A 24,898-nucleotide genomic window follows, 5' to 3' on the forward strand; every position below is an offset into this window, starting at 1 on the left:
GTCCCGAGCAAGATGGGCAACTTCGTGTGGGATGACGCCCTCCTGCTGGAGGAGCAGCTCACCGAGGACGAGCGGATGATCCGCGATGCCGCGCGCGAGTTCTGCGAGTCCAAGCTCATGCCCCGGATTCTTATGGGCAACCGGAACGAGCATTTCGACCGCGAGATCATGAACGAGTTCGGGGAGATGGGCTTCCTGGGCGCGACGCTCGACAGCCATGGCTGCGCCGGCGTCGGCTATGTCTCCTACGGGCTGATCTCCCGCGAGGTTGAGCGCGTGGACAGCGGCTACCGCTCCGCCTTCTCCGTCCAATCCTCGCTGGTCATGTTCCCGATCCACGCTTTCGGCTCCGAGGAGCAGAAGGACAAGTTCCTGCCCAAGCTGCGCACGGGCGAATGGGTGGGCTGCTTCGGCCTGACCGAGCCTGATGCGGGGTCCGACCCCAACTCCATGCGTACACGGGCCAAGAAGGTGGATGGCGGCTATCTCGTCTCCGGTTCCAAGACCTGGATCACCAACTCCCCGATTGCCGATGTTTTCGTGGTGTGGGCGAAGGATGATGAGGGCGTGCTTCGCGGCTTCATCCTCGAGAAGGGCATGAAGGGGCTCACGGCGCCCAAGATCGAGGGCAAGATGTCCCTGCGCGCCTCGACCACCGGCATGATCATGATGGACGAGGTGTTCGTCCCCGAGGAGAACCGGCTGCCGGGCGTGAAGTCCCTCGCTGGTCCGTTCTCCTGCCTCAACCGCGCCCGCTATGGCATCGCCTGGGGCGCGCTGGGCGCGGCCGAGTTCTGCTGGCACGCAGCGCGCGAGTACACGCTCGGCCGCAAGATGTTCGGCCGCCCGCTGGCGCAGACTCAGCTGGTGCAGAAGAAGCTGGCGGACATGCAGACCGAGATCACGCTCGGCCTGCAGGGCGTGCTGCGCCTCGGTCGCCTGTTCGACGAGCACAAGGCGGCGCCGGAGATGATCTCCCTCATGAAGCGCAACAACTGCGGCAAGGCGCTGGATATCGCCCGCGTGTCCCGTGACATGCATGGCGGCAACGGGATCGTGGACGAGTACCATGTGATCCGCCACGTCATGAACCTGGAGACGGTGAACACCTATGAGGGCACGCACGACGTGCACGCCCTCATTCTCGGCCGCGCCCAGACCGGGCTGAACGCCTTCGGCTGATCCCGCCGGGATCCTGTATTTCAGGGGCGGTCCTCCGGGGCCGCCCCTTCTTTGTTGGAGCAACCCCATGCGCGCGACAGTCGAGGCCATCGGTGCCGCCGGCGACGGCATCGCCCGCGACGAGGCCGGACGCCCCGTCTTCATTCCTTTTGCCCTGCCCGGCGAGGTGGTGGAGGCCGAGCCGGGGCCCGTTCGACGCGAGGGTCGCGGAGAGGGCCGCGCCGCCACGCTGACCGCCATCGCGACCGCGGCGCCCGACCGCGTGCCTCCCCCCTGCCCGCATTTCGGCACCTGCGGCGCCTGCGCGGTGCAGCACTGGGCGGATGACTCCGTCGCCGCCTGGAAGGCCGCGCGCGTGTCCGAAGCGCTGGCCCGGGCGGGCTTTCCCGGTGTCGATGTCGCGCCCGCCGCGCCCAGCCCGCGCAACACCCGCCGCCGGGCGGACTTTGCGCTGCGCACGAGGGCGGATGGCATGACAATCGGCTTCCATGCCCGCGGCTCCTCCGAGCCCTTCGACATGGCGACCTGCTTTGTCATCGACCCGCGCATCCTGGCCCTGGTCGCGCCGCTGCGGGCGCTTGCAGCCTCCCTCCCTGCCCTGCGCCGCGTTGGCTCGGCCGCCGTGAACTTGCTTGAGACCGGGCCGGACCTCTGGCTGCGGACGGATGGCGCGCTGACGCCGGGGGACCGGGTGAAGCTCGCCGCCTTTGCCGAGGCGCATGGCATCGCGCGCATTGCCTGGTCGAGAGAGGGCACGCGCGACGCGCCGGAGATCGCCGCCCAGAACGGTTCGGCGCTGATCACCCTCTCGGGCGTGCCCATCTCTCCCTCCCCCGGCGCCTTCCTGCAGGCGACGTCACACGGAGAGGCGGCGATCATCGCGGCCGTGCTGGACGGCCTGCCGAAGCGTATGGCCGGCAAGCCGCGGATCATCGAGCTTCATGCCGGCTTCGGGACCCTCTCCTTCCCGCTCTCGGAGCGGGGCCGGGTTGATGCCTATGAGGGCGCACCGGAGGCGGCGGCTGCCCTGCAGTCGGCGGCCGGTCGCGCAGGCGCGCGGATCAAGGCCACCAAACGGGATCTCGCGCGGCAGCCATTGCTGCCGGCGGAACTGAACGGTGCGGCGGCGCTGGTCCTCGACCCGCCCTTCGCCGGGGCGGCGGAGCAGGCGGCCATCCTCGCTTGCTCGAACGTCCCGCGGGTGATTTACGTATCCTGCAATCCGGCGGCGCTGTCGCGAGACCTGGCTGCTTTCACCAAGGGTTCGGGCGGCTGGCGGGTAGAGAAGGCCGTGGCGGTGGACCAGTTCCTGTGGTCCTCGCAGGTGGAAGCGGTGGTCACCCTCGCCAGGGGGCCTTGACCCCGGCGCCTCCGTCCAAAACTCTGCGGTTCCTGCAAGGAAACGAAGCCATGGATCGACGCGTGATTCTCGCGGCGGGGCTCGCCGCACCCGCCCTTCTCCGCAGCGGAGAGGCGGCCGCCCAGGCGCCGGCCGCGGCCCCCGCTCCTGCTCAGCCACAGGCGCCGGGGTTCTACCGCTTCCGGGTCGGACAGTCCGTGATGACGATGGTGCATGACGGGCAGGCGATCCGCCCAAACCCCACCCAGGGCTTCGTGCGCAACGCCTCGGCCGAGGACATCACGACCTCGATGCGCGCGCAGGGACTGAACCCGGCGCAGCTGGTGAACCCCTTCACCATCCCGGTGCTCCGCACGCCGCGCGGCACGGTGATGTTCGATACCGGCAATGGCCCGCAGACCGCGGCCGATAGCCGGGTCGGGCAGTTGCCCGTCAACCTGTCCGCCGCCGGGATCGACCCCGCCGCGGTTGACATCGTGGCCTTCACCCATTTCCACGGCGATCATATCGGTGGGCTGCTAGACGGCGCCGGCAACGCAGCCTTTCCCCGGGCGCGCATTGTCGTGCCGGAGAAGGAATGGGCCTTCTGGATGGATGAAGGCCAGGCGAGCCGCGCGCCCGAGGCGATGCGCCCTGCCTTCGCCAATGTGCGCCGCCGCTTCGCGCCCTACGAGAGCCGTGTCGAGCGAGTGGCGGATGGGGCGGAGGTCCTGCCCGGGCTTCGGCAGATGGAGACGCCCGGCCACACGCCCGGCCACAGCTCCTATCATCTGACCGATGGCGATGCGCAGGTGATGGTCCTGGGCGACGTGACCAGCCGGCCGGAGTTCAACCTGACCAATCCCGGCTGGCACCTGATCTTCGACATGGATCCGGTGCAGGCCGAGGCCACGCGGCGCCGGGTGTTCGACCGGGTGGCAGCGGACCGGATCCGCTGCGTCGCCTATCACTGGCCCTTCCCGGCCAACGGCACCGTGCTGAAGGAAGGGAATGGCTACCGGCTCGTGCCGGCGGAATGGTCGAGCGTCGTCTAGTCTCGCTCACCCCGCGGCGCGTGCTGCGCCGCGGGGCTATCGCTCAAACGTGGAAGCTCTCACCGCAACCGCAGCGGCCCTTCTCATTCGGATTGGTGAAGGTGAAGCCGGCGGACATCGCCTTCTTCTCGTAATCCATCACTGTGCCGATCAGGAACAGCGTCGCCTTGCGGTCAACCAGGACGGTGACGCCCTTGTCCGTCACCGTCTCGTCGCCCGGGCCCGCGGCATCGACCCAGTTCAGGTCGTAGGACATGCCGGAGCAGCCCTTGGTCGAAACGGCGACGCGCAGCAGCTTTCCGCCATCACCCTTGGCGTAGAGCGAACGCAGCCGCTCGGCTGCCGCATCCGATAGCGACATCAGCGGCGGCAAGGCCCGGCGCGGCTTCGGGGCATCGGTTGTCGTGGTGCTCATGGTGCCCTCCATCAGTACATGTTGAGCGCGAGCTTCGCGTCCTCGCTCATGCGGGACGGATCCCAGGGCGGATCCCACACAATCTCGACCTTGGCGGAGGTGACGTTCGGGACCGTCTTCACGGCCTCTTCCACCATGCCAGGAAGCTCCTGCGCCGAGGGGCAGGAGGGGGTGGTGAGGGTCATGTCGATCTTCACTGCGCCCTCGTCATCCACCTCGACGGCGTAGATGAGGCCGAGCTCGTAGATATCGACGGGGATTTCGGGGTCGAACACGGTCTTCAGCGCGTCGAGCACCGCGACCTCGCTCACCCGCGTGGGCGCGATTGGCCCATCGGGGGACCAGGCCTCATGCGTCGCGCCCCCAAGGGGAACCTGCACTGCGGGATCACTCACTCGAAGCCTCCTTCCCGCCTTGCAGGGCGGTGTTGAGGGTGTGCCAGGCCAGCGTCGCGCACTTCACGCGGCTGGGGAACTCATGCACGCCGGAGAGGGCCTGGAGCCGGTCCATGTCCTCCTCCAGCGCGCCGCCGCAATCCGGGCAGGTTCCGGTCATCGCCAGTTCGCGGAACTTGGCCGCCATCTCGCGCGCCTCGTCGGCGGTCTTGCCCTTGACCGTCTCGGTCATAAGCGAGGCGCTGGCGGTGGAGATGGCGCAGCCGCGGCCCTGGAAGGCGGCATCCGCGATGCGGTCACCCTCCATGTCCAGGAACAGCTCGATCCGGTCGCCGCACATCGGGTTGTTCCCGCGCGCGTTCAGGTCAGGTGTCTCGAGCCGGCGAAAGTTCCGCGGCTTGCGCCCGTGGTCGAGAATGACCTCCTGGTAGAGGTCTCGCAGGTCGTCGAACATCAGGTGAAGAACCTCCGCGCGGAGGTCAGCGCCTCCGCCAGAAAATCGACTTCCTCATGCGTGGTGTAGAGGCCGAAGGAGGCGCGGCAGGTGCTGTCATGCCCGATGCGGACATGCAGCGGCTCCGCGCAGTGCCGCCCGGCGCGCACCGCGATGCCCACGCGGTCCAGCAGGGTGGAGAGGTCGTGCGCATGGGCATTGCCGAGGGCGAAGGAGAAGACGCCGCCGCGGTCCTGCGCGCGGCCGATGACGGTCAGGTCCTCGATGGCCGAGAGCTTGGTCATCGCATGGTCCACCAACCCGCGCTCATGCGCCTCGATGGCGTCCATGCCGATGGCGGTCACGTAGTCGATCGCGGCGTGCAGACCGACGGCCTCCACGATCGGCGGCGTGCCGGCCTCAAACTTCGCGGGGACCGGTGCGGGGACGAAACCCTCCCGCGAGACCTCGGAGATCATGTCGCCGCCGCCCATGAAGGGGGGCATGGCGTCCAGCAACTCCATCCGGCCCCAGAGCACGCCGATGCCGGTCGGGCCGTAGAGCTTGTGGCCGGTGAAGACGTAGAAATCCGCGCCCAGCGCCTGCACGTCCACGCGGCGATGCACCACGGCCTGGGAGCCATCGAACAGCACCTTCGCGCCATGAGAATGGGCGAGCGCCGCGATGCGCGCGGCCGGCGTGACGCTGCCGAGCACGTTGGACATATGGGTGACAGCGACGAGGCCGACCTTTCCATCCGCCAGCTTGGCTTCCAGATCGGCCATGTCCAGTTCGCCGGCGTCCGTGACATCGGCGATGCGCAGCTCGATGCCGTGCGACTGGGCGAGCATCTGCCAGGGCACGAAATTCGCGTGGTGCTCCATCTCGGAGACGACCACCGCCTGGCCGGGCTTCAGCACACCACGGCCGTAGGAATGGGCGACGAGGTTGATCGCGGCGGTGGAATTGGAGGTGAAGATCACCTCACGCGAGTCGCACGCGTTCAGGAAGCGCGCCACGGCGTCGCGCGCGGCCTCATAGGCGGCCGTGGAGGCCTCACTGAGGCGGTAGGCGCCGCGATGGACATTGGCGTAGCTCGTCTCGAACATCGTGCGCATCGCGTCGATCACCGCGCGCGGCTTCTGCGCGGAGGCACCGGAATCCAGGAACACCAGCTGCTTGCCGTGCACCTTGGTGGACAGGATGGGGAAATCCTGCCGCACACGCTGCACGTCGAAAGCGGGCCGGATGCTGCCGTCCATCACGCAGACTCCCCATGCTGGGCCCACCAGCCCGAAACCGCGTCCTCCAGCGCCTCGCGGGCCGGCTCGTCCTCCACGATCTCCACGGCTTCCTGAAGGAAGGCGCGGACGAGCATGGAGCGCGCGACATCCGCGGGGATGCCGCGGGCGCGCAGGTAGAACAGGCTGTCCGGGTCCAGCGCGCCGGCTGTGGCGCCGTGGCTGCACTTCACGTCGTCGGCGTAGATCTCCAGCTGCGGCTTGCTGTCGATCTCGGCCTCCTCGGACAGGAGGAGGGCCTGGTTCATCTGGTAGCCGTCGGTCTTCTGCGCCTCGCGCCGCACCAGGATCTTGCCCTGGAACACGCCGCGGGAGCGCCCGGCCAGCACAGTCTTCACGGTCTGGCGGGAGGCACAGTTCGGCGCCGCATGGTCGAGCGCCGTGGTCGTGTCGGCCAGCTGCCCGTCCGCGACCAGCTGCGCGCCGTTCAGATGCGCGGTCGCGCGCGGGCCGGTGAGAGCCAGATGCGTCTCGCTGCGGCTGATCTTGCCACCGGCGTTCAGCACGAAGCCATCATACGTGCCGCCCTCGGCCACGCGGACGCCGAGATGCGCGAGGTGGTAGGCGCCGCCCGATTCCCGCTGCACGCGAACATGGGTGATACGGGCGTCCTCGGCCACATCGATCTCGAAGACCGGATTGTGCAGGTGGCGGGACCCGGCTGGAGACAGCGCGGTCTCCAGCAGTACCAGCTTCGCACCGCGCGCGAGTCGGATAAGGTGGCGCGGATGCACCGTGCTCGCCGTCTCGCCCGAGGTGAGGGAGAGCAGTTCCAGCCGGCCGGCATCCACGCCCTCCGGCACCTCGAGCACCAGCCCGTCCTCGAACAGCAGCGTGTTCAGCGTGACCATGGGCTGCGATGGAGAGACCAGCGCGTTCAGCCGTCCGGCGACGGTCTCGATCACCTCGGCCAGCGAGCCGGCCACCAGATCGCCCAGTTCGGAAAGATCGGCGCGGAAGCGGCCGTCGACGAACACGGCGCGACGGTCCGCGCGCGGCGTCGGCAGGTCTACGGCGCTGTCCACGGGGGTCAGCGCCTCGCGGAACTCCGCGCGCAGCATCGGCGAGAGATCGGTATAGCGCCAGGCCTCGACGCGGCGGCTGGGCAGGCCGCCTGCCGTCAGCGTCCCGGCGGCGGCATCCCGCAGCGCGCGCACGGCGGGGATGGCGGCGCCCGGAAGGCGCTCCGCCAGCCCGGCGTAGCGGTGCAGGAAGGCCGCCGCGTTGCTCTGTGGGATGTCGATGGTCATGCGGCTTCTTCCAGGATGCCGGCATAGCCCTCGGCCTCAAGCCGATGCGCCAGCTCCGGCCCGCCCGAGGTCACGATGCGGCCATCGGCCAGCACATGCACGCGGTCGGGCACGATATGGTTCAGCAGGCGCTGGTAATGGGTGATGACGAGCGCGGAGAAGTTCGGGCCGCGCAGCGCATTCACGCCATCGGCCACGATCTTCAGCGCATCGATGTCGAGGCCGCTGTCGGTTTCGTCCAGCACCGCGATCTTGGGCTGCAGCAGCGCCATCTGCAGAACCTCGTTCCGCTTCTTCTCGCCGCCGGAGAAGCCGACATTGACGCCGCGCTTCAGCATGTCCTCAGGCATGGACAGCTCCTTCATGCGGGCGCGTGCCAGCTTGAGGAACTGCATCGCGTCCACCTCCGGCTCCCCGCGCGTGCGGCGGATGGCGTTCAGCGCGGTGCGAAGGAAGTTGGCATTGCCGACACCCGGCAGCTCGACGGGATACTGAAAGGCGAGGAACAGGCCGGCGGCGGCGCGCTCCTCGGGCTCCATGTCCAGCAGGTCCTGCCCGTTCAGGGTCACGGAGCCGCCGGTGATCTCATAACCCTCGCGGCCCGCGAGCGCGTAAGAGAGCGTGGACTTGCCCGCGCCGTTCGGCCCCATGATGGCGTGAACCTCGCCATCCGGCACCTCGAGGTTGATCCCCTTCAGGATCTCCTTGCCGTCGATCGTGGCGGTGAGGTTTTCGATGCGCAGCACTAGCCGACGCTCCCTTCCAGGCTGATCTGAAGCAGCTTCTGCGCCTCGACCGCGAATTCCATGGGCAGTTCCTTCAGCACCTCGCGGCAGAAGCCGTTCACGATGAGGCCCACCGCATCCTCCTGCGACAGCCCGCGCTGCCGGCAGTAGAAGAGCTGGTCCTCCGCGATGCGTGAGGTGGTGGCCTCGTGCTCGGTCTTCGCGCTCATGCAGCGGTTCTCGATATAGGGCACCGTATGGGCACCGCAGAGATCGCCGATCAGCAGGCTGTCGCACTGGGTGAAGTTGCGCGCGTTGGTCGCCTTGGGGCTGATCCGCACCAGGCCGCGATAGGTGTTCTGGCCCTTGCCGGCCGAGATCCCCTTCGAAACGATGGTGCTGCGCGTATTCTTGCCGAGATGGATCATCTTCGTGCCGGTATCGGCCTGCTGATGATTGTTGGTGATGGCGACCGAGTAGAACTCGCCCACCGACTCCTCGCCCTGCAGAATGCAGGACGGGTACTTCCAGGTGATGGCGGAACCCGTCTCCACCTGCGTCCAGGACACCTTGCTGCGCTTGCCGCGGCAGGCGGCGCGCTTGGTGACGAAGTTGTAGATGCCGCCCACCCCGTTCTCGTCGCCCGGGTACCAGTTCTGCACCGTGCTGTACTTGATGGAGGCATCGTCCATGGCGACGAGCTCGACCACGGCAGCGTGCAGCTGGTTCTCGTCTCGCTGCGGGGCCGTGCAGCCCTCGAGGTAGGAGACGGTGGAAGCCTCGTCAGCGATGATCAGGGTGCGCTCGAACTGCCCCGTGCTCTTCGCGTTGATGCGGAAGTAGGTGGACAGCTCCATCGGGCAGCGAACGCCCTTGGGGATGTAGACGAAGCTGCCATCGGTGAAGACGGCGCTGTTGAGGGCTGCAAAGAAGTTGTCCGTGTGCGGCACGACGGAACCGAGATACTTCTGCACGAGCTCAGGGTGCTTCTGCACCGCCTCGGAGATCGGGCAGAAGATGATCCCGTCCTTCTCCAGCCGCTCGCGATAGGTGGTGGCGACCGAGACGCTGTCGAACACGGCATCCACCGCGACCGGCATGCGCCCGCCCTCGGCCGGCGTGTCGAAAGCGCCCTCGACGCCCGCCAGCATTGCCTGCTCACGCAGGGGGATGCCCAGCTTGGCATAGGTGCGCAACAGCTCGGGGTCGACCTCGTCCAGCGACTTCGGCCCGACCTTCTCCTTCGGCGCCGCGTAGTAGTACGCGTCCTGGTAGTCGATCGGCGGGTAGGTCACGGCGGGCCAGCGCGGCTCCTCCATGCCTTTCCAGGCCTCGAAGGCGCGCAGGCGCCAGTCGAGCAGCCACTGCGGCTCGTTCTTCTTGGCGGAGATGAAGCGGACGATGTCCTCGTTCAGGCCCTTCGGCGCGAACTCCATCTCGATGTCGGTTTCGAACCCCCACTTATAGGCGCCCTGCGTGGCGTCACGGACGGTATCGAGGGTCTCTTCGACGGCGGGCATCTCTGGTCCCTTACTCGGCGGCCAAGGGGGCCGCCTCTTGGGCGGAGGGGAAAGCGGGCGGGCGGCGGTGCAGTTCGCTGCAGGACGGCCGCGAGAGGTCGGCGATGGTGACGGAGGCGAGTGCGACGCGAACAGCCTCGTTCACCGGGTCCCAGCGGCCGCGGACGGGGCAATGGCCCTCGGCATCGCAACCGCCGGTGTTGCCGTCGACGCAGGCGGTGAGCGCGATTGGACCGTCCACCGCGACGATCACGTCGGACAGCGGAATGGCCGAGATGGGACGGGCCAAGCGATGGCCGCCCCGCGCGCCGCGCTGCGCCTCGACCAGGCTGGCCTGGGAGAGAATGCGGAGCACCTTGGCCACCGTCGGCTCGGCGATGCCGGTCGCGGCGGAAAGGGAGGGAGCGGTGTGCAGCCCACCCTCCTGACCCAGCCGGGCAAGGAGGACGACGGCGTAATCCGCGAGTTTGGAGAGACGCAGCACGCTGGGTTGTCCGGTACCGGTTGATACCAGACCCCTGCGGTCCGGTATGGGTGGGAAATGCGGTGCCGACCCCCTTCTGTCAAGGCGCCCACGGCCTCTCAAGCCCCGAAAACAACGGCTTGCGAGCGGTTCGCATGGCAGACCTGCCGGTTGCGTCTGCTGCGGGAAATCCGGTCCCAGACGATTCCGCCCCCGCCCGATCCGCCCTAGAACCGCCGCATGACAGGCGGAAGGAGCGCCCTATGCCCGAGACGATGCGCCCCACCGACTTCACCGCGGCCGGCGAGGCCCGCCCCGAGACCGCGGCCCGCCCGCGGGATGCTGCCACGCTTCTGCTCTGGCGCGAGGCTGGCGGGCACCTTGAGGTGCTGATGGGCGTGCGGAGCGCCAAACACCGCTTCATGCCCAGCCGGCTCGTCTTCCCCGGCGGGCGGGTGGATGCCGAGGATCGTACCGCCCCTGCCCTCTCCGAATTGCAGCCGGACACGCGCCGCGCGCTGGAGTTACGGGCCGCGCCCCGCCTGGCCCGCGCCATCGCTGTGGCCGCGGTGCGGGAGTTGCACGAGGAGACCGGCCTTCTCCTAGGCCGGATGGAGGCGGACCGGCTGCAGGCGGATCTCGCCCCGCTCCGTTATCTCTGCCGCGCCCTCACGCCCGCGATGAGCCCTGTGCGCTTCAACGCCCGTTTCCTGATCGCGCCCGCGGAGACGGCCACGGGCGAGCTGGGCGGGTCGGGCGAGTTGGAGCACCTCGCCTATCACCGGGTAGACCAAACCCCGCCCCATGAACTGGCGCCGATCACCGCGAAGGTGCTGGTCGAGTTCCGCGAGCTGATGGCCCTGCCGGAAGCGGAACGGGAGACGCGGCCGCTGATCTGGTACCAGGGGCGCGACACCCGGCGGCTGGAACGGGCGAAGTAGGCCCGGGCGGCCGTCGGGCCAGCAGAGCCCTGACTCAGGCGAAAGCCCAGCGCAGGGTCCGGGCGATACCGAGCGTCCCCGCCCGCACCAGCGGCCGAGCCAGTAGCGGCGAGGGAAGCCCGTGCATGTGCCGGGCCCAGTCCGGCAGCAACTCCACCCCGGCCTGGAGAGTGAGGCGTTGCAGCGGCTCTGCGGCTGGGCTGGGGGCAGGCTGGCTCAGCACCAGCCGGGCCACGTCGCGGGTGCGCGCATCGACGAGGAGTTGGGGCCGCATGCCGCGGATGAGCGCCCGCGCTTCGGCCCGGCTGCGCGGGACGGGGTCGGCGCCAAGGGCCGCGCCGATCGCGGCCATTTCGGCGAAGTAGCGGTCCTGGTCGGCCAGGCTCATCCGCGGCTCGGCGTAGCGGATCCAGCCGTCGAGGAAGCTCGAGGCCTCCGTCACATGCACCCAGGCCAGCAGTGCCGGGTCGTTAGCAGAATAGGGACGGCCATCCGGCAGGGTGCCCTGGACCTGGTCGTGGATGCGGCGCACGCGGGCGATCATCGCCTCCGCCTCCGCGCGATGGCCGTAGGTGGTGAGGGCGATGAAGCGGGCGGTGCGGCGCAGGCGGCCATGCATATCCGCGCGGAAGTTGGAATGATCCCACACCCCGGCCAGCACGGCGGGATGCAGCATTTGCAGGAGCAGGCCGGCGATGCCGCCGACCATCATGGAAGTGATATCGCCATGCACGCGCCATGCGACGGATTTCGGGCCGAACAGCCCGTCCGGCTGGCGCGTCACGGGGCGTTCGCCGCGACTGCGGTCGTTGAACAGGGCGGCAACCTGGGTGCGGATCGCGTCCTTCAGCGGTGCGGCGACGAGGCCGCGCAGAGACGGGGTGGGGATGCTGGCGGCACGGGGCTGCGGCATGGACGGCGCCTCCTCTTCTTGCGCCGGGATGGGGCAGGACCACCCAAGAGGTCGTGCCGTCGGGCGGAATGACAAGGCGCCGGTGCCGACCTCAACCCGGGCGGAAGGCATCCCCTTCCGCGACCGCGAGCCCTTCCCCGGCGAGCTTTATCAGATGCGCAAGCAGGCTGCGCGCCGCGGCGGGCGCCAGCTTCGGATCCAGCGCCGGTCCGTAGACCGCGGGTACCAGCGCCGCGGCTGTAGCCGCACCGCCAGCCGCCCGCAGAGCTTCGAGGACCTTGGCCTCCCGCTCCTCCCGATGCACGATCAGCGCCGCGATGAAGGGGCCGGGCGCGTCATGCGCCGGGCCGTGGCCGGGCAGAAGCAGGCGCGTTTCCAGCTCGGCAACGCGGCGGAGGGAACGCATGTAGTCGGCCATGTCTCCATCCGGAGGAGAGACGATGCTGGTGGACCAGCTCATCACATGGTCGGCGCTGAAAAGGATACCGGGCGGGGCCAGCCACTCCTCGGCCTCGAGCGCGAAGCAGAGATGGTTGGCGCAATGGCCGGGAGTGTGCAGCGCGGTCAACCGCCAGCCCGAGCCCTCCACCACCGCGCCGTCCGTCAGGTGGTGATCGGGGCGGAACGCGTGGTCGCCACCCTCCCCGCCCGCCTCGGGCGGAGTCATGTGCGGGCCGAAGGCCAGCGTCTCCGCCCCTGTGGAGGCGGCGAGCGGCGCCGTGCCGGGGGAGTGGTCCCGATGGGTGTGGGAGACGAGGATGCGCGTGATCCGCTCGTCCGCCACCGCGCGCCGGATAGCGGCCAGATGCGCCTCATCCACCGGGCCCGGATCCAGCAGCGCCACCTCGCCGCGCCCGATCAGGTAGGTGTTGGTGCCGCGAAAGGTGAAAGGGCCGGGGTTGCCGCAGAGGATGCGGCGAATGCCCGGCGCGATCCATTCCACCTGCCCGGGCTGCAGGGCGTCGTCCCGCCGGAAATCAGGGCTCATCGCACCTTCCTCCTGTACTCGCTGCGGAGCACCACGAACCCCGCGCCGACGATCAGCGCGCTGCCCGCCAGCATGGCAATGCCCGGCGCCTCGCCCCAGACCGCCCAGCCCAGCAACGCGGCCCAGAGCAGCCCGGTATAGGTGTAAGGACCAAGGGAGGAGACCTGCGCGCTGGCGAAGGCCTCGGTGTTCAACACCTGGCCGATGCCGCCGATCAGCCCGACGAGCACGAGCAGGCCGAGATCACCGAGGCTCGGCGTGATCCACACGAAGGGCAGCGCCAGCGCCGTCATCGCCGCCATCAGCAGCGCCTGCCAGAGCACGATGGTCGTGCTCGCTTCGGTGGCGGAGAGCTGGCGAACCAGCATGGTCGAGAGCGCGCCGAAGAAGCCGCCCAGCGCGCCGACGGCACAGCCCAGCACCAGGTCACGGCTCAGCCCCGCGCCGCCAGCTCCTTGCCCCGCCGCAATCACCAGCACGCCGAGGAAGCCGATCAGCACCGCCGCCCAGCGCGCAGCGCCCGGCCGTTCGCCGAGCCAGGGGATCGCCAGCAGGATGATGAAGAGGGGCTGCGTGTAGTTCAGCGCCGTCTGCTCGGCGAGCGGAAGCAAGGCGAGGGCGAAGAAGGCGCAGCCCATGCCCATGAGGCCGGAGACCGCGCGCACCACATGCCCGCCGAAGCGCCGCGTGCGCAGCAGCGCGCCCGAGCGCAGCCCGGCCGCGAGCACGATGGGAAGCGACAGCGCGTTGCGGAAGAACATCAGCTCCAGGAAGGAGTAGCGCGCGCTCAGCACCTTCACGAAAACGCCCATCAACGCGAAAGACGCCGTGGCGCCGAGCATTAGCAGCGCGCCGCGCCGCATGTCGTGGCGAAGCGGCATCAGGGTGCCACGGCAAGTGTGGGCGCTGGCGACGCTGCCGCCGCTTCCCGTGCCCGGACCCGGGCGCGGTACAGGTTGTACAGCCCGGCCGAGACCACGATCGCGGCGCCGAGCGCCGTCGTCCAGGCCGGCACGTCGCCCCACAGAACCAGCCCGACCAGCGTGCCCGTGACAAGGGCCGAGTACTCGAAAGGCGCCAGCAGCCCGACGGGTGCCAGGGCGAAGGCACGGGCGAAGAGGAAATGGGCGGAGCCGTTGCCGAAGCCCAGCACCAGGATCGCCACCCACCCCGATGCCGAAGGCCAGGCCAGCGGGGGAAAGACCGGCAGCAGCGCTAGGCCGAAGGGAATGTGCGCGATCATCAGCCAGAAGGCGATGGTGGCCGGCCGATCGGTGCGCGACAGTACCCGCGTCCAGATGCGCGTCACCGCCATGAAACCGACGCCGCCCAGCAGCACGGCCGCTTCCCAGCGCCACAGGTCGCCCCCGGGCCGGACCATCACGAGCACACCGAGGAAGCCCACAAGGGTTGCGACCCAGCGGCGCCAGCCCACCGTCTCGCCCAACAGGGGGATGGCCAGGATCGTCATGGCCAGAGGCGCGACGGCGGCAACCGCGTAACTGTCGCCCAGCGGCATGCCGCGCGCCCAGGCCAGATAGAAGGTCACGGTCACGGCGCAGTGCAGCAGGCTGCGGGTGGCGAGCAGGCGCCGGTTCACCGGGCGCACCCTGATCCCGCCCGAGAGCGCGAGCACCGCGGCGGCGCCGATCGTGCCGCGCAGCACCATGGCGAGCGCGATGCCGATCTCCGGCAGCACCCATTTCACCGCGGCATCGGCGACGGTGACGATGAGGAAACCCAGCGCGATCAGGCCGATGCCGCGCAACGCCTCCTCGGGCCGGTCGGCGAGAGGGGTGGGGGCCGGCGACGCCGCCGCCGACCCCCTGGTTTGGCCCCCGGCTTGTGCGTCAGACAAGAACCGCCTCGGCCTCCTGGCAGGTCGCTCCGGTCTCGTCCCGGGTTTCCAGGCGGAGGGTACCTTCCGCGTCGCGCCGCCCCAGCAGGGCAAGGCGCCGGCCGTCGAAGCAAGGGCGCTTGCCACGATAGGCGAAGCGAGCCAGGGCCGCGCCCGGCCCGGCCAGGTCCAGCGCGTGGTGGGCGAGCAGCGTGGCCTGCAGCGGGCCGTGGACGACCAGGCCGGGATAGCCCTCCTCCCCCGTGACATAGGGATGGTCGTAATGAATGCGGTGGCCATTTCCGGTCAGCGCCGAGTAGCGGAACAGCATCACCGGGTCCGGCACCAGCGATGCCTCGAGCCCGCCCTCCCAGGCCGGGGCGGCGGGCGCGTCCTTCACCGCCGCGCCCTCGGCCCCGCGATAGACGATGTCCTGCTCCTCCTCGACCAGCACGCCGGCGGGGCCATGCAGCACATGGCCAACAGTAACGAAGACCAGCCTTCCGGAGCCGCCCGTCTTCTCTTTCACCGAAAGGATGGTGCTGACGCGCCGGAGGGCGTCGCCGGTGCGGACGGGCGTGCGGAAGGTCACGCGACCGCCGGCCCACATGCGGCGGGGCAGATCATGGACGGGAGGCAGAAAGCCGCCACGGCGCAGGTGGCCGTCCGGACCCAGCTCGTCGTGCATGCGCCAGTCCTGGAACAGCATCCAGTGCCACAGGGCCGGCCAATCCGCCCCCTCCAGTGGCCGACCCAGTGTCGCGGCCAACCCCTCGGCCAGGCGCGGGTCTGCGCGATCCTCCCGGGTCTCCTCCCGGCCGACATATGTCTCGAACGCCATTCTTTCCCCCGCCGAGGTCCCCGTTCCAGGGCCCGTCCACCGACTTCACGCGCCGGATCGGGGCCGTTTGACCGATCCGCGCGGATATGCCGCCACAATGGCCTGAAGATGGGCGGCCCGTCTCCCTCCGAGCCGGCTCACGACCGGGTGAGCGGGCACCGCGGCATCGTGATCCCCCCTGCCACCCCCGCCCGTGCTTCAACGGAGGCCGCCCGGTTGGCGATGGAGATAGGGTTTGGCGAAACGGATGATCCTGCTGTTCTGCGCGGCGCTGGGACTGGGCTCCGCCCCGGCCGGAGCCGAGGCCCGCACGGACCGCCACGGCTCAGGCCGGGTGGAGCGCCCATCGCATGCAGGACACCATCGCGCTGCCAAGCATGTGGAGACCCGCCGGACCCGGCACGCAGCCCGCCGGTCCACCCGGCCCGAGGCGGTCTCCGACGCATCCGGGGCGCAGCAGGGTCACGCCTCAGTCTATGCCCATAGCTTGGCCGGACGGCGGATGGCCGATGGCAGCCGCTTCGATCCGCGCGCCGATGTCGTGGCCAGCCTCACGCTTCCGCTCGGCAGCCGGGCCCAGGTGACGAATCTCCGGAACGGGCGGTCGGCGATCGTGCAGGTTCGGGATCGCGGGCCGCATACCCGCGGGCGGATTCTGGATGTCAGCCCCGGCGTCGCCTCGCAGCTCGGCATGTCGGGCGGGACCGCCCTGGTTTCCGTGGCGCCGATCTACGCCACGCCCGTGTCCTTCATCTCCTCGGCCGAGGCCGCAACCCCGCCGAGGCGCGGCCGGCGGCACTGAGCCGCCGCCTCAGTCCTCGCGCACGTAGAGCTTGTAACCCTCGATCTCGCCCTGCTGGCGGTAGTTGCGGAAAGCCTCCGCGAAGAGCGGGTGGCGGCTGAAATATTCGATGAAGTCGAACTCCCTGCCGCACCAGGGAATGCCGACATGCCGCGTCACCAGTACCGCCGAGGGCGGGGCGGCGGCAAAGTCCTCGGCCACCGTGCGATAGACGAAGAACTCGGCGCGCGACATTTCCCAGGGCTGGCGATAGCGCTCGCCATTGTCTGGGCAGACCTGGTTCACGCCTTGCAGCAGCCACAGATTCATGAAGCGCAGGGTGGACTGGCTGTGGGCGTAATTGAGCGCCGGGTAGATCGGCCAGATATCGGGGGTGAGGACGAGGAGCCGCTCGTTCCAGGCATGCTCTTTCAGCCAGGCGGTCAGCCGGCCACCCTTGTCCCGCTCGAAGTTGATCTCGCGCAGCGGCGCCTCGCCGCCACGCACCATGCCGACGAAGAGAAGCCCGGCCATCACCGCCGCCAGCGCCGGGGCGGCGTTGCGCGCGCGCACGGCCGGAAGCGCGCCATCCAGCCAGCGCGCGGCCATCACGCCCGCAGTGAGGGCGCCCAGCATGAAGATGGGTGCCACATGATAGGTCCAGCCCTTGTGCTGCACCCAGGCGGCAAGGAAGGCCCCGCCCATCGCCGCCCAGAGCGCGAGCACCAGCGGCCCGAAGCGCCCGACCACGCAGAGGATGGAGATGATGAGCAGCAGCAGCGTCGCCTCGCCCAGGTTCTCGGTCAGCAGAACGTCCAGGCCCGAGAGGCCGCCGAGGGAGACGTAGTAGTCCCAGACCAGTGGCACGACATGGCCGAAAAAATCCGGGAAGAGCAGCGGGATCGAGGCGAGGTAGAGCACCCACACCCCGGCCATCGTCCAGGGCACGGGATCCGACAGCGCCGCCTTCAACGCGGGGCCGACCCGCCCCCAACCGCCGGCCGAGGCCCGCCGCAGCAGGACCGCAGCCTCCACCAGCAGGGGCACGCCGAGGAAATGCGGCTTTAACGCGAAGCCCAGCGCCGCGAGCACCGCCACCCCGAAGGTCATCCGGCGGGAGGTGGGCAGGCCCAGCATCCGGCGCGCGGCCAGCACGGCATAGGGGATTGCAACGGTGCCCATCAGCACCTCGCGCTGCCCGAAATCGTAGCCAGGAAGCACGAGGGCCAGCGGCACCAGGGCGGCGAGCGCCGCCTTTTCCACCGGCCCCTCCGCCATGCCCTGGCGCAGCCGCGCCGAGAGCCACCAGCAACCGGCAGCCAGGCCCAGCAGGCAGAGCAGAAGCGCCTGCACCCCGTCCAGCGGCAGGAACTCCGCCAAATAGCCGGGAAGAAGGTTCAGCACGAAGATCAGCGGCGGGTTGACGTCGATCAGCTCGGAATACAGCCGCTCGCCAGCGATCCAGCGCTGCGTAAAGTTCAGCACCGCCGCGACGTCGTGGTTGAGCGGCGGGGAGAGCACGGTCAGCAGGAACAGCCCCGCCGGCAGCAGCGCGGCCGCACGCCAGAGGCGTGCGATCAGCGCGGATCGCTCCAGGGCCGCGATCGCCGGGCGCGTTGCGGAGGCCGGCGGCCCGGCCGCCACCGACCCGGCCATGGGGGATGCCATGGAAACGGTGGTGGGCGACGCGGCGCGGTGGGGAGAGACGGGAGCGTTCATGCCTGGCGGGTCTGGGTCGCATCCTGGGTGGGCGGGGGCCACGGCGCAACCAGGGCCGCTGCCGCGGGCCTTGTAGCCCTGATCGCCTTAACGATGCCCATCGATTGCGGCATGGCCTGGGCGGGGCCGCCTTGTGGCTGCCGCAGGCCGCTGCCACAAACCCTGCGTGCCCCTGGCAGGCCCTTCCCGGCCCTCCCGCGGGCGCACCGCGCCCTCTCCTTGCCGGATCCCGGCCGGCCCCTGCCCAGCCCGGAAGCCTGAACAGCCCCAACCTCCGCGAGCCCGCCTTGGAAGATGCCGAATACGCCCTGATGGATGCCGCCGAGGAGCGGATGTGGTGGTACCGCGCCATCCATGCGCGCCTTCTGGGCGTCCTCGCCGCCCGCCCGGGCCTGTCGGGGCTGCCGGTGCTGGATGCCGGCTGTGGAACGGGCGGCTTCCTGCGCCGTCTGGCCGAGTCCACACGCCGGCCCGCCATCGGACTGGACTACAACCCCGCCGCCGCTGCGCGCGCCGCCGCCAAATCCGGCCAGCCGACCACGGGCGGGACCGTGAACGACCTGCCCTTCCCCGATGCCGCCTTTGGCGCCGCCGTCTCGGTGGACGTGCTGTGCCATGCGGCCGTGAACCAGGAGCGCGCATTGGCCGAGCTGCACCGGGTGCTCGCCCCGGGCGCGACGCTGGTGCTGAACCTGCCGGCCTTCGCCTGGATGTTCTCGGCGCATGACGTGCGCGTGCACAATGCCCGCCGCTACACCGCATCGGGCGCCGCCTCTGTGCTGCGCGCCGCGGGCTTCGCCGATGTTTCGACGCGCTACTGGAACAGCCTGCTGCTGCCGCTCATGGTCCTGCAGCGGAAGGTGCTGGCCCGTGGCGAGGACCATGCGAGCGATGTCGGCGACTTCCCGCCCTGGCTGGACCGAATGCTGCACGGGGTGAGCGAGGTGGAACGCCGCGCCGGCCTCTCCCTTCCCGCCGGCGGCTCCGTGCTGGTGACCGCGACACGGCCCTGAACGCGATGACCGGACCCTTTTCCCGCGGCGATGCCGCCCCCCTCTCCGCCCTTGAGGACCCCCGCCCCATGCGCCCGCAGGACAGCCTGGTGCCCCATACCGACTCCATCGGCCAGCCCGCCATCGGGCTTTCCATCGTCGTGCCCGTCTACCGTGGCGCGGCGACGGTCGGCATGCTCGTTGCCGCCCTTTCCGAACTGCATCCGGTCGGCGGGATCGAGATCGTCCTCGTCAATGACGGCTCGCCCGACAATTCCGGTGAGGTCTGCCGTCGGCTGGCCGCGGAGGCCAGCGTCCCGCTGACCTATGTCGAGCATGCCCGCAATTTCGGCGAGCACAACGCAGTCATGTCCGGCCTGCGCGTCGCGCGCGGGGCCTATGTCATCACCATGGATGACGACCTGCAGAACCCGCCGGAGGAGGTGCTGAAGCTGTACGACCACGCCCGCCTCGGGAATTTCGATGTGGTCTACACCCGCTACGCGGTCAAGGAGCATGAAGGCTGGCGCAACCTCGGAAGCCGCTTCGCGAACTGGGTCGCGGACCTGCTGATCGACAAGCCGAAGGGCCTCTATCTCTCCTCCTTCCGCTGCATGTCGGCCCTCGTGGTCCGCGAGATCACGCGCTACGCCGGGCCCTATCCGTATATCGACGGGCTGATCATGCAGGTGACGCAGCGGATCGATTCCATCGAGGTCCGGCACCTCAAGCGTGTGGAAGGCCGCAGCAACTACACGCTGCGCCGGCTGGTGCGCCTGTGGCTGAACCTGGCCACCAACTTCTCGCTGCTGCCAGTGCGTCTCGCGACCTTCGCGGGCCTGGCCATGGGCATCCTCGGCCTCGTCGCCGCTTTCCTCGTCATCATTGAGGCCATGATGGGCGAGACGCCCTCGGGCTGGGCCTCGACCATGACGGTGACGCTGCTGATCTCGGGCGTGCAGCTCCTCATCCTCGGCGTGCTCGGCGAGTATGTCGGGCGCTCCTTCCTCTCGGCCAACGGTACGCCCCAGGGCGTGGTGCGCGAAATCGTCCGCGCCCGCCCCGCCGCGCGCGACGCGGCGCGGGTGGAGGACGCGGCATGACGCTGCACTGGCTGATGCTGGCGGCTGCAATCGCCACATCCCTCACCGGCCAGGTGCTGCTGAAGAGCGGCGCCACCGGCGAGGGCGGCTTCATCACGCAGCTCTTCCGCCTGCCCACCATGGCCGGCCTCTGCCTCTATGGCGGCGCTGCGCTGCTCTACATCGTGGCGCTGCGGCGCATCCCGATGTCGGTCGCCCTTCCCTGCACCGCCGCCTCCTACGTCGTCGCCGTGCTCATCGGGCACTACGCCTTCGGCGAGGCGCTGAACGCGCAGAAGATCGCGGCGGTCGGCCTCATCAGCGTCGGTGTCGTGGTGCTCGCCACGGCGTGAGGGCGCTCGCGGCGCTTCTGCTCCTCGGCGCCTGCGCCGCGCCGCCGGCCTGCCCCGGCGGTACCGGCCCAGCGGCCGTTGCTACCATCGCCTTCGGCCGCCACAGCCCGGACGGCGCGCCGCGCGTGACCGAGGCCGACTGGTCCGCCTTCCTGGCGGAGGAGGCCACGCCGCGCTTCCCCAACGGGCTAACAGCACTCGACGCTGCAGGACAATGGCGCGCGCGGGACGGGAACATCGTGCGGGAGCCGGCCAAGCTGCTGTGGCTGGTGCTGCCCGGGGTTTCGGCGGAAGAGGCCTCCCGGCGCGTCAGCGCGCTGGCTTCGGCTTATGCCGCGCGCTTCGGGCAGGAAAGTGTCCTGCGGAGCATCGGGACGGTTTGCGCAGGGTTCTAAGCACGCCGCCAAAGCGCAGAAATGCATGGTTTGTTCCGGGGAGCTGCAGGCTCCTTGGTTAGGGGTCCAAGGGGGTGACGCCCCCTGGAGCAACAGGCTCAGGCCACGCCTCGCGCCGGCGCCGCCACCCGCCCCATCGCCCAGGCCAGCCCCATCGCGGCCAGGGCCACCGCCAGGCGTCCCGGTGCGGGAATGACCGGCACGAAGGCCGCGACCAACCCCGCGGCCCCAAGCAAGAGGCGCGGCACCGGCCCGATCGGGGCAAGCAGATAGCCCGCATAGGACGAGGTGATGGCCACGAGTGCCGCCACCTGGATGGCGGTGGCGAGCAGGATCTCCAACAGGCTGCCGCGCATCATGATGCCGGGGTCGTAGATGAAAGCGAAGCCGACGGTGAATCCCGCGATGCCGAAGCGGGTGGCGTGCAGGCTGGTGATCGTTGGCCCTGCCCCGGCGATGGAGGCGGCGGCAAAGGCGGCGGCGGCGACGGGCGGCGTCGCATCCGCCAGCACGGCGAAATAGAACAGGAAGAGATGGGCGGACAGCACGTCCACGCCCATGGCGATGAGCTGCGGCACGCCGATCGCGGCGGCGATGATGTAGGAGGGCGTGGTCGGCAGACCCATGCCGAGCACCAGCACGGTGAAGGCCAGCAGGAACAGCAGCAACGGCAGCGAGCCGCCGGCCAGATCCTTGATGATGCCGCCGAAGGCTACGACCATGCCCGTGGCCGTCAGCGCCGAGACGACAATGCCGGCGCCGGCGATGGCGACCGCGAGCGGCGCCATCGTCAGCCCGGCATTCAGCAGGCTCTCGAAGATGGCGCGCGGCGTCATGCGCGTGCGGCGGCGGAGCATGGCGATGGCGACCATCGCCAGCGTCGCGCAGAAGGCCGCGTAGTTGCCCGACCAGCGCTCCATCATCAGGTAGACGAGCACGCCCATCGGGATGACGAGATGGGCGTCGGCCAGAACCTCGCGCCAGGGCGGGATCTCGGATTTCGGCATCGGCGCCATGCCCGCGCGCTTGGCCTCGAAATGCACGGCGGCAAGGATGGCGAAGTAGTACAGCACCGCGCCGATCGCGGCGGCGACGACGATCTCGCCATAGGCGATGTTGGTGATCTCGGCCATGACGAAGGCGGCCGCGCCCATAACGGGCGGCATGATCGCGCCGCCGACGCTGGCGGCGCTCTCGATCCCGCCCGCGACGGCCGGCTTGTAGCCGATGCGCTTCATCAGCGGGATCGTCATCGCGCCTGTCGTGATGACGTTCGAGACGGAGGAGCCGCTCATCGTGCCGAACAGGCCGGAGGTGATGACCGCGACCTTCGCCGGCCCACCCGTGAAGCGGCCTGCGGCGGCAGCACCAAGGTTGCTGAACAGTCGCCCCGTGCCGGACCCGGCCATGAAGGAGCCGAAGATGATGAAGACCGCGATGGTGGTGGCGACAATTCCCGTCAGCGGCCCGTAAACGCCGCCGGCGGTGGGGACGAGCCAGGACGCCTCAAGGATTTCCGCTACCGAAAAGGGACGCGTGTTCAGCACGCCCGGCAGGAAGTGGCCAAGCGCCATGTAGGCGATGCTGGCAATCACCATCCAGGCGAGCCCGGGCTCGACCGCTCGCCGCGTCGCTTCCAGCAGGGTGACGATAGCGAGCACGGCCATGGCGGACATCACGGGCGTGAAGTCGTCCACATATTCCATGCGGTCGGACACCGCACCGGCGTTCCACCACACCCAGAGATGCGGCGCGGCGGCGGCGGCGAACCAGGCCCAATCCACCAGGCTCGGCCGGGACATGGGGCTCGCGGCGCGGGCCGGCCAGAGCAGGAAGATCGGCGGCACCAAAGCCAGCAGGTGGAAGGCCCGCATGGCAACCGGCTCCGGAAAACCGGTGCCACCGAAATAGAGATGGACCGCCGCAGCCAGCGCCAGCCATCCCGACAGGACCGGGCCGAGCGGCCCCTTCAACGCGCGCAAGACGGTTCGCTCAGGCCGGCATGCCGGCGAATTCGCGATAAGCGCGCGCCGCACCGGGATGCAGCGGCGCCCCCTGGTACCTCCAAGCCACCGCCGGATCATAGGCCGCCATGGAAGCGTGAATCTGCGTCAGCCGCGTGCCCTTCGCCGCGATCAGCACCTTGGTGAGCTTGTAGGCGACGTCATCCGGCACGGTGTCATGCACGACGATGACGCTGTCCATCGTCGTCACCTTCAGGTCGGCCGACTGCAGCGTCGGATAGCTGGCGGCGGGCAGGACGCCCTCGTTATAGGCATAGGTGTCGATCAGGTGCTTGCGGACATCGTCGGGGAAGGCGACGAGGCGGGAGGTGCGGCGGCCCTGGCCCAACTCCGTCAGGATCGCCGCCGGCTTGGCGAGCGCGCAGTAGAGATAGTCCACCTGCCCGTCGCCATAGGCCGCGGCGATGTCGTTGTACGAGCCATTGAGATAGACGCCGCCTTCCGCCCGGATCTTCTCCGGCGAGGTGCCGACGAACTTCATGATGCGCTGCAGCGTCATCTCGTCCGTGGATGAGCGCTGCGGGCAGCCAAGGCGCAGTCCGCGCTGCGTCAGAATGGCGCGCATGTCCTCCAGCGGCTTCTCGGCGGCGCGGATGAAGTTGTGCTCCGTCGGCGAGTAGCCGGTGCCGAGCGTGCGAATGCGCTCATGCTTGGCGCGATAGGGTTCCTCACCCCGTACGGCGGCGGCGGTGAAGGCGTCGATGCCCCAGCCCATCTGGGACTGGCCGTTGTTGATGCGCGTCGGGTTGGCCAGGCCGCCGCCGGGCACCACGCGGATCTGCAGGTCGGCCTCGTCCTTCGCGAGGGCCGCGACCCCGGCGCCCATCGTGTACCAGCCGCCGCCCAAAGAGCCCGCGACGAACTCGAAGGTCTGCTGCGCGCTTGCGGTGCGGATGAAGGGCACGGCCAGGGCGCTGCCCAGCAGGAGGCGGCGCGGAAGGATGGGGAGCATGGTCGGCCTCCAGGGGCGGGTCGCGGGTGCAGGATGTTGCGCTGTCCCTGCAATGGCCTGCAATGGTCGTGCCGCGTTTCAGCGCTGCCTGCCTAACAAGGTTGGGCCATGAACACACGGGACGGGGTGACGAATTCCTCCTGCGCCGCGACGGTCAGGATCTCGCGCGACCCCTCCTCCGCCGTGCGCCGGAGCAGCCCGTAAATCGAGGAGGTCGCGGCCGAGAGGGCCAAGCGCGAGTCGTCCCAGCGAAGTCGGTGGAATAGGAACAGCGCCGCCATCGCATCGCCTGCGCCATTGACGGAGATGGGCAGCTTTGGCGTACGCACGCGCCAGAACCGCCCTTCCTCTGCCGCCAGCAGGTCCACAGAGTCCTCCGGCGTGTCCTCCACCTGCAGGCTGGTGACGAGCACGGTGCGCGGGCCGGTCGCCAGCAGTGCCGCTACCGCGATCTTGGCATCGCTCAGGGAATTGACGGTGTGGCCGGTCAGCCATTCCAGCTCGAACTGGTTCGGGGTGACGATGGAGGCCTGCGGTACGGCACGCTCGCGCATGAACTCCGGAATGCCCGGCCGCACGAAGACGCCGCGCCCGACATCGCCGATCACAGGGTCGCAGCACCAGATCGCGGCCGGGTTGGCAGCGCGCACCTTGCCGGCCGCATCCAGGATCGCCTGACCGATGGTGGCGTCGCCCATATAGCCGGACAGCACGGCATCGCAGCGTGGCAGGGCGCCGCGCTCCTCGATCCCCTGGACGAGGTCCCCGATCAGCTCCGCGCCGAAGACCTGGCCGCGCCAGGCGCCATAGCCGGTGTGGTTAGAGAACTGCACGGTGTTCACCGCCCAGACCTCCGCCCCCAGGCGCTGCAGCGGAAATACCGCGCTGGCATTGCCGACATGGCCGTAGGAGACCCAGGACTGGATCGAGAGGATGTTCATCGCGTCGTCCACCCCGCGCGGTGGAAGCTTGCCGCCCGCCGCGCGCGGGGTGCGGCGGGCC

26 protein-coding genes are annotated in these 24,898 nt (G+C 69.5%); 9 read left to right on the forward strand and 17 right to left on the reverse strand.

Translation table 11 applies throughout. The annotated features are described in order from the left end of the window. Positions 1–12 precede the first annotated feature (12 nt). The 3 genes from ACVBD7_RS10270 (at position 13) to ACVBD7_RS10280 (ending at position 3,576) form a co-directional block, all read left to right on the forward strand. A complete protein-coding gene (locus ACVBD7_RS10270) occupies positions 13–1,182 on the forward strand; it encodes an acyl-CoA dehydrogenase (protein ID WP_458097676.1) in 1,170 nt (389 codons plus the stop codon). 67 nt (positions 1,183–1,249) lie between these two features. Continuing rightward, positions 1,250–2,542, forward strand: a complete 1,293-nt coding sequence (locus tag ACVBD7_RS10275) for a class I SAM-dependent RNA methyltransferase (RefSeq protein WP_458097385.1) — start codon at positions 1,250–1,252, stop codon at positions 2,540–2,542. A 50-nt stretch (positions 2,543–2,592) separates the two neighbouring features. After that, positions 2,593–3,576 (forward strand): MBL fold metallo-hydrolase, encoded by a 984-nt coding sequence (locus ACVBD7_RS10280; protein WP_458097386.1) that lies wholly within the window; start codon positions 2,593–2,595, stop codon positions 3,574–3,576. 43 nt (positions 3,577–3,619) lie between these two features. Here ACVBD7_RS10280 and ACVBD7_RS10285 read toward each other — a convergent pair whose 3' ends face one another. Genes ACVBD7_RS10285 through ACVBD7_RS10320 form a run of 8 tightly spaced genes read right to left on the reverse strand, consistent with a single transcriptional unit; the run spans position 3,620 to position 10,099 of the window. Beyond that, positions 3,620–3,991, reverse strand: a complete 372-nt coding sequence (locus tag ACVBD7_RS10285; RefSeq protein WP_458097387.1) for a HesB/IscA family protein — start codon at positions 3,989–3,991, stop codon at positions 3,620–3,622. Between the two features lie 11 nt (positions 3,992–4,002). Continuing rightward, a complete protein-coding gene (locus tag ACVBD7_RS10290) occupies positions 4,003–4,386 on the reverse strand; it encodes an SUF system Fe-S cluster assembly protein (protein WP_458097388.1) in 384 nt (127 codons plus the stop codon). Further along, entirely contained in the window at positions 4,379–4,840 is a 462-nt protein-coding gene (gene sufU, locus ACVBD7_RS10295; RefSeq protein ID WP_458097389.1) for a Fe-S cluster assembly sulfur transfer protein SufU, read from the reverse strand. The genes ACVBD7_RS10290 and sufU overlap by 8 nt, the downstream gene beginning before the upstream one ends. Then, on the reverse strand, positions 4,840–6,081 hold the full coding sequence (locus ACVBD7_RS10300; RefSeq protein ID WP_458097390.1) for an aminotransferase class V-fold PLP-dependent enzyme: 1,242 nt from the start codon (positions 6,079–6,081) through the stop codon (positions 4,840–4,842). Before ACVBD7_RS10300 ends, sufU begins: the two co-directional genes overlap by 1 nt. Beyond that, positions 6,081–7,370 carry a Fe-S cluster assembly protein SufD gene (sufD, locus tag ACVBD7_RS10305; RefSeq protein WP_458097391.1) on the reverse strand — a complete coding sequence of 430 codons (1,290 nt, stop codon included), beginning with the start codon at positions 7,368–7,370 and terminating at the stop codon, positions 6,081–6,083. Before sufD ends, ACVBD7_RS10300 begins: the two co-directional genes overlap by 1 nt. Continuing rightward, positions 7,367–8,116 carry a Fe-S cluster assembly ATPase SufC gene (sufC, locus tag ACVBD7_RS10310; protein ID WP_458097392.1) on the reverse strand — a complete coding sequence of 250 codons (750 nt, stop codon included), beginning with the start codon at positions 8,114–8,116 and terminating at the stop codon, positions 7,367–7,369. The genes sufD and sufC overlap by 4 nt, the downstream gene beginning before the upstream one ends. Then, positions 8,116–9,615, reverse strand: a complete 1,500-nt coding sequence (gene sufB, locus ACVBD7_RS10315) for a Fe-S cluster assembly protein SufB (protein ID WP_458097393.1) — start codon at positions 9,613–9,615, stop codon at positions 8,116–8,118. The genes sufC and sufB overlap by 1 nt, the downstream gene beginning before the upstream one ends. A 10-nt stretch (positions 9,616–9,625) precedes the next feature. After that, complete coding sequence (locus ACVBD7_RS10320) at positions 9,626–10,099, reverse strand: SUF system Fe-S cluster assembly regulator (RefSeq protein ID WP_458097394.1); 474 nt, start codon at positions 10,097–10,099, stop codon at positions 9,626–9,628. 242 nt (positions 10,100–10,341) lie between these two features. Here ACVBD7_RS10320 and ACVBD7_RS10325 point away from each other — a divergent pair, with 242 nt between their 5' ends. Then, positions 10,342–11,019 carry an NUDIX hydrolase gene (locus tag ACVBD7_RS10325; RefSeq protein WP_458097395.1) on the forward strand — a complete coding sequence of 226 codons (678 nt, stop codon included), beginning with the start codon at positions 10,342–10,344 and terminating at the stop codon, positions 11,017–11,019. A gap of 34 nt (positions 11,020–11,053) precedes the next feature. Here ACVBD7_RS10325 and ACVBD7_RS10330 read toward each other — a convergent pair whose 3' ends face one another. From ACVBD7_RS10330 to ACVBD7_RS10350, 5 genes are all read right to left on the reverse strand, one after another. Next, entirely contained in the window at positions 11,054–11,932 is an 879-nt protein-coding gene (locus tag ACVBD7_RS10330; RefSeq protein ID WP_458097396.1) for an oxygenase MpaB family protein, read from the reverse strand. Positions 11,933–12,023: 91 nt separating this feature from the next. Then, the gene (locus tag ACVBD7_RS10335) at positions 12,024–12,920 is read right to left on the reverse strand and encodes an MBL fold metallo-hydrolase (RefSeq protein ID WP_458097397.1); all 897 of its coding nucleotides are present in this window, start codon (positions 12,918–12,920) and stop codon (positions 12,024–12,026) included. Further along, positions 12,917–13,801, reverse strand: a complete 885-nt coding sequence (locus ACVBD7_RS10340) for a DMT family transporter (protein WP_458097398.1) — start codon at positions 13,799–13,801, stop codon at positions 12,917–12,919. Before ACVBD7_RS10340 ends, ACVBD7_RS10335 begins: the two co-directional genes overlap by 4 nt. Next, positions 13,801–14,778: a DMT family transporter gene (locus ACVBD7_RS10345; RefSeq protein ID WP_458097399.1), complete on the reverse strand. Its 978-nt coding sequence runs from the start codon at positions 14,776–14,778 to the stop codon at positions 13,801–13,803. Before ACVBD7_RS10345 ends, ACVBD7_RS10340 begins: the two co-directional genes overlap by 1 nt. Continuing rightward, positions 14,771–15,598, reverse strand: coding sequence for an FAS1-like dehydratase domain-containing protein (locus tag ACVBD7_RS10350; protein WP_458097400.1), 828 nt, complete (start codon positions 15,596–15,598; stop codon positions 14,771–14,773). Before ACVBD7_RS10350 ends, ACVBD7_RS10345 begins: the two co-directional genes overlap by 8 nt. Positions 15,599–15,833: 235 nt before the next feature. On the opposite strand from ACVBD7_RS10350, the gene ACVBD7_RS10355 reads away from it, so the two are divergent. After that, positions 15,834–16,400 carry a septal ring lytic transglycosylase RlpA family protein gene (locus ACVBD7_RS10355; protein ID WP_458097401.1) on the forward strand — a complete coding sequence of 189 codons (567 nt, stop codon included), beginning with the start codon at positions 15,834–15,836 and terminating at the stop codon, positions 16,398–16,400. Between the two features lie 9 nt (positions 16,401–16,409). Here the strand turns inward: ACVBD7_RS10355 and ACVBD7_RS10360 are convergent, their stop codons facing one another. Continuing rightward, positions 16,410–18,098 (reverse strand): hypothetical protein, encoded by a 1,689-nt coding sequence (locus ACVBD7_RS10360; RefSeq protein ID WP_458097402.1) that lies wholly within the window; start codon positions 18,096–18,098, stop codon positions 16,410–16,412. 287 nt (positions 18,099–18,385) lie between these two features. Here ACVBD7_RS10360 and ACVBD7_RS10365 point away from each other — a divergent pair, with 287 nt between their 5' ends. From ACVBD7_RS10365 to ACVBD7_RS10380, 4 genes are read left to right on the forward strand one after another with little or no spacing between them, the layout of a single operon-like run. Then, positions 18,386–19,111, forward strand: coding sequence for a class I SAM-dependent methyltransferase (locus ACVBD7_RS10365; RefSeq protein ID WP_458097403.1), 726 nt, complete (start codon positions 18,386–18,388; stop codon positions 19,109–19,111). Positions 19,112–19,116: 5 nt separating this feature from the next. Continuing rightward, positions 19,117–20,193 (forward strand): glycosyltransferase family 2 protein, encoded by a 1,077-nt coding sequence (locus ACVBD7_RS10370; protein WP_458097404.1) that lies wholly within the window; start codon positions 19,117–19,119, stop codon positions 20,191–20,193. After that, entirely contained in the window at positions 20,190–20,525 is a 336-nt protein-coding gene (locus tag ACVBD7_RS10375) for a DMT family transporter (RefSeq protein WP_458097405.1), read from the forward strand. The genes ACVBD7_RS10370 and ACVBD7_RS10375 overlap by 4 nt, the downstream gene beginning before the upstream one ends. After that, entirely contained in the window at positions 20,522–20,920 is a 399-nt protein-coding gene (locus tag ACVBD7_RS10380) for a DUF3574 domain-containing protein (protein WP_458097406.1), read from the forward strand. Before ACVBD7_RS10375 ends, ACVBD7_RS10380 begins: the two co-directional genes overlap by 4 nt. Before the next feature lie 98 nt (positions 20,921–21,018). Here the strand turns inward: ACVBD7_RS10380 and ACVBD7_RS10385 are convergent, their stop codons facing one another. The 3 genes from ACVBD7_RS10385 to pdxY all read right to left on the reverse strand — a co-directional run bounded on the left by ACVBD7_RS10385 (position 21,019) and on the right by pdxY (position 24,837). Further along, positions 21,019–22,902: a TRAP transporter permease gene (locus tag ACVBD7_RS10385; RefSeq protein WP_458097407.1), complete on the reverse strand. Its 1,884-nt coding sequence runs from the start codon at positions 22,900–22,902 to the stop codon at positions 21,019–21,021. A gap of 10 nt (positions 22,903–22,912) precedes the next feature. Next, entirely contained in the window at positions 22,913–23,896 is a 984-nt protein-coding gene (locus ACVBD7_RS10390; protein WP_458097408.1) for a TAXI family TRAP transporter solute-binding subunit, read from the reverse strand. Positions 23,897–23,988: 92 nt separating this feature from the next. After that, positions 23,989–24,837: a pyridoxal kinase PdxY gene (gene pdxY / locus ACVBD7_RS10395; RefSeq protein ID WP_458097409.1), complete on the reverse strand. Its 849-nt coding sequence runs from the start codon at positions 24,835–24,837 to the stop codon at positions 23,989–23,991. Between the last annotated feature and the right edge of the window lie 61 nt (positions 24,838–24,898).

This window comes from Roseomonas sp. WA12 (assembly GCF_054165765.1).

What these genes read in the sequence shown, in the direction of transcription:
- ACVBD7_RS10270 (WP_458097676.1), top strand. Translation starts at nt 13, where the DNA reads ATGGGCAACTTCGTGTGGGATGACGCCCTCCTGCTGGAGGAGCAGCTC.
- ACVBD7_RS10275 (WP_458097385.1), top strand. Translation starts at nt 1,250, where the DNA reads ATGCGCGCGACAGTCGAGGCCATCGGTGCCGCCGGCGACGGCATCGCC.
- ACVBD7_RS10280 (WP_458097386.1), top strand. Translation starts at nt 2,593, where the DNA reads ATGGATCGACGCGTGATTCTCGCGGCGGGGCTCGCCGCACCCGCCCTT.
- ACVBD7_RS10285 (WP_458097387.1), bottom strand. Translation starts at nt 3,991, where the DNA reads ATGAGCACCACGACAACCGATGCCCCGAAGCCGCGCCGGGCCTTGCCG.
- sufU (WP_458097389.1), bottom strand. Translation starts at nt 4,840, where the DNA reads ATGTTCGACGACCTGCGAGACCTCTACCAGGAGGTCATTCTCGACCAC.
- ACVBD7_RS10300 (WP_458097390.1), bottom strand. Translation starts at nt 6,081, where the DNA reads ATGGACGGCAGCATCCGGCCCGCTTTCGACGTGCAGCGTGTGCGGCAG.
- sufD (WP_458097391.1), bottom strand. Translation starts at nt 7,370, where the DNA reads ATGACCATCGACATCCCACAGAGCAACGCGGCGGCCTTCCTGCACCGC.
- sufB (WP_458097393.1), bottom strand. Translation starts at nt 9,615, where the DNA reads ATGCCCGCCGTCGAAGAGACCCTCGATACCGTCCGTGACGCCACGCAG.
- ACVBD7_RS10325 (WP_458097395.1), top strand. Translation starts at nt 10,342, where the DNA reads ATGCCCGAGACGATGCGCCCCACCGACTTCACCGCGGCCGGCGAGGCC.
- ACVBD7_RS10330 (WP_458097396.1), bottom strand. Translation starts at nt 11,932, where the DNA reads ATGCCGCAGCCCCGTGCCGCCAGCATCCCCACCCCGTCTCTGCGCGGC.
- ACVBD7_RS10335 (WP_458097397.1), bottom strand. Translation starts at nt 12,920, where the DNA reads ATGAGCCCTGATTTCCGGCGGGACGACGCCCTGCAGCCCGGGCAGGTG.
- ACVBD7_RS10340 (WP_458097398.1), bottom strand. Translation starts at nt 13,801, where the DNA reads ATGCCGCTTCGCCACGACATGCGGCGCGGCGCGCTGCTAATGCTCGGC.
- ACVBD7_RS10350 (WP_458097400.1), bottom strand. Translation starts at nt 15,598, where the DNA reads ATGGCGTTCGAGACATATGTCGGCCGGGAGGAGACCCGGGAGGATCGC.
- ACVBD7_RS10360 (WP_458097402.1), bottom strand. Translation starts at nt 18,098, where the DNA reads ATGAACGCTCCCGTCTCTCCCCACCGCGCCGCGTCGCCCACCACCGTT.
- ACVBD7_RS10370 (WP_458097404.1), top strand. Translation starts at nt 19,117, where the DNA reads ATGACCGGACCCTTTTCCCGCGGCGATGCCGCCCCCCTCTCCGCCCTT.
- ACVBD7_RS10375 (WP_458097405.1), top strand. Translation starts at nt 20,190, where the DNA reads ATGACGCTGCACTGGCTGATGCTGGCGGCTGCAATCGCCACATCCCTC.
- ACVBD7_RS10390 (WP_458097408.1), bottom strand. Translation starts at nt 23,896, where the DNA reads ATGCTCCCCATCCTTCCGCGCCGCCTCCTGCTGGGCAGCGCCCTGGCC.
- pdxY (WP_458097409.1), bottom strand. Translation starts at nt 24,837, where the DNA reads ATGAACATCCTCTCGATCCAGTCCTGGGTCTCCTACGGCCATGTCGGC.